The organism is Pseudomonas sp. 2VD (genome assembly GCF_005503585.1).
Taxonomy (GTDB): domain Bacteria; phylum Pseudomonadota; class Gammaproteobacteria; order Pseudomonadales; family Pseudomonadaceae; genus Pseudomonas; species Pseudomonas aeruginosa.
In genome coordinates this window covers 1-1,845 of sequence record NZ_SCND01000609.1, presented here as the reverse complement: position 1 = coordinate 1,845, position 1,845 = coordinate 1, and the positions used below count along the sequence as shown (strand labels likewise).

1 protein-coding gene and 1 pseudogene are annotated in these 1,845 nt (G+C 69.3%); one reads left to right on the top strand and one right to left on the bottom strand.

Going from position 1 to position 1,845, the window contains the following annotated elements:
- Window positions 1-139 precede the first annotated feature (139 nt).
- Entirely contained in the window at window positions 140-1,507 is a 1,368-nt protein-coding gene (locus tag FFS27_RS32375) for an MFS transporter (RefSeq protein WP_003091973.1), read from the bottom strand.
- A gap of 185 nt (window positions 1,508-1,692) precedes the next feature.
- Here FFS27_RS32375 and FFS27_RS32370 point away from each other — a divergent pair.
- Window positions 1,693-1,845: pseudogene (locus FFS27_RS32370) on the top strand (DEAD/DEAH box helicase); the annotation flags it as partial.

The window sequence follows — 1,845 nt, the reverse complement described above, 5'->3', positions numbered from 1 at the left end:
GGGGGGACGGGCCGGCCCCGCGGTTGAACGGAGATCCCGACGTGGGGGCCGGGAACGCACAAAGGAACCAAGAGTGCCCCATCGGGCGCCGGATCGCATCCCCGACGTGTCTACAAAGGTTTTCCGCCGACGCGCGGGCTCAGCCGGCAAGCTCCTCCAGGGTGCGCCCGCGGGTCTCGATGCCGAAGGCCCAGACCACCAGGGCGGCGACGCCGAAACAGAGGGCGCCGAGGGTGAACACCCCGCCCTGGCCGGTGAGCGGCAGGACCAGCCCGGTGACCAGCGGGCCGAGCAGCGAGCCGATTCGCCCGACCGCCGAGGCGAAGCCCGAGCCGGTGGCGCGCGCGGAGGTCGGATAGAGTTCCGGCGTATAGGTGTAGAGCACCGCCCACATGCCGAACAGGAAGAACTGCATGGCCAGGCCGAAGCCGATCAGCAGCGCCAGGCTGCCGCCGAACACCGCGGTCTGGCCGTAGGCGTAGGCCATCGCGCCGCCGCCGAGGAGCATCAGCACGCAGCTCGGCTTGCGGCCCCAGCTTTCCACCAGCCAGGCCGCGCAGAGGAAGCCGGGTATCCCGGCCAGCGAGATCAGCACCGTGTAGTACACCGACTGGGTGACGGCGAAGCCGGATTGCTGGAGCAGCGCGCTGAGCCAGGAGGTCAGGCCGTAGAAACCGAGCAGGGCGAAGAACCACAGGCCCCAGACGGTCAGGGTGCGGCGCCGGTAGGCTGGCGACCAGAGTTCGGCGAAGGCGCTGAAGAAGCCCGGACGGCTGCGTTCCCGCTGCGGCTGGCGCAGCGGCGGCGGCAGCTCGGTCAGGCCCAGCGAACGCATCACCCGTGCTTCTATGTCGCGCAATACCCGGTCCGCCTGTTCGCGCCGGCCGGCCTGCTCCAGCCAGCGCGGCGACTCGGGAATCAGGAAGCGGATGGCGAGGACGAACACCGCCGGCAGCGCCAGCACCAGGAAAATGCTGCGCCAGCCGGTCAGCGGCAGGAGGAAGTAGGACAGGCAGCCGGCGGCGACGAAGCCCAGCGGCCAGAAGCCGTCCATCAGCGCAATGTACTTGCCGCGGCGGCTGGCCGGGATCATCTCCGACAGCAGCGACTGGGCGATGGGAAACTCCATCCCCATGCCGATCCCCAGCAATACCCGGTAGAAGGTCAGGCTGCCGAGGTCGCCGGCGGTGGAGCACAGGTAGCTGGCCAGGCCCCAGAGCACGATGCTGGCCTGGAATACCGGCTTGCGTCCGAAGCGGTCGGCGAGCATGCCCGACAGGGCCGCGCCGATCACCATGCCGAAGAAGCTCGAGCTGGCCAGCAGCCCGGCCTGCGCCGAGTCGAGCCCGAACTCGGCTTTGATCGAGCCGAGCAGGAAGGTCATCATCGCCAGGTCCATCGAGTCGAAGAAGAACGCCAGCGCGATGATCACGAAGATCAGTCGGTGATACGGACTCAGCGGCAGCCGTTCGAGGCGTTCGGCGGCGGATGCGGGCGCGTCGGGCATGACCTGGTTCCTCTGGGCGGCGGGCGTCGAACGAGTCTGCGATCGCCGCCCGCGCCGCGCTTGCCTGGCGGCGACCCGGCGTCGAGCCGATTGCGACGCCGGCGCTGGCCGTCGCGCCGCGCGAATAAAGCCTGCGCGCCGGCGCGGCAACCGTTAGGCTATGCACCTGTCCATTTTCACGTGCAATGCCGAGGTCTCCCTTGTTCAGCCAATTTCCCCTCCACGAACGCCTGCTGAAGGCACTGGAAAGCCTGTCCTTCAGCGAGCCGACGCCGGTCCAGGCCGCGGCCATTCCCAAGGCGCTGGAGGGGCACGACCTGCGGGTCACGGCGCAGACC

Excerpts from the sequence above, each read along its gene's own strand:
- FFS27_RS32375 (WP_003091973.1), bottom strand. The coding sequence starts at position 1,507 with ATGCCCGACGCGCCCGCATCCGCCGCCGAACGCCTCGAACGGCTGCCG.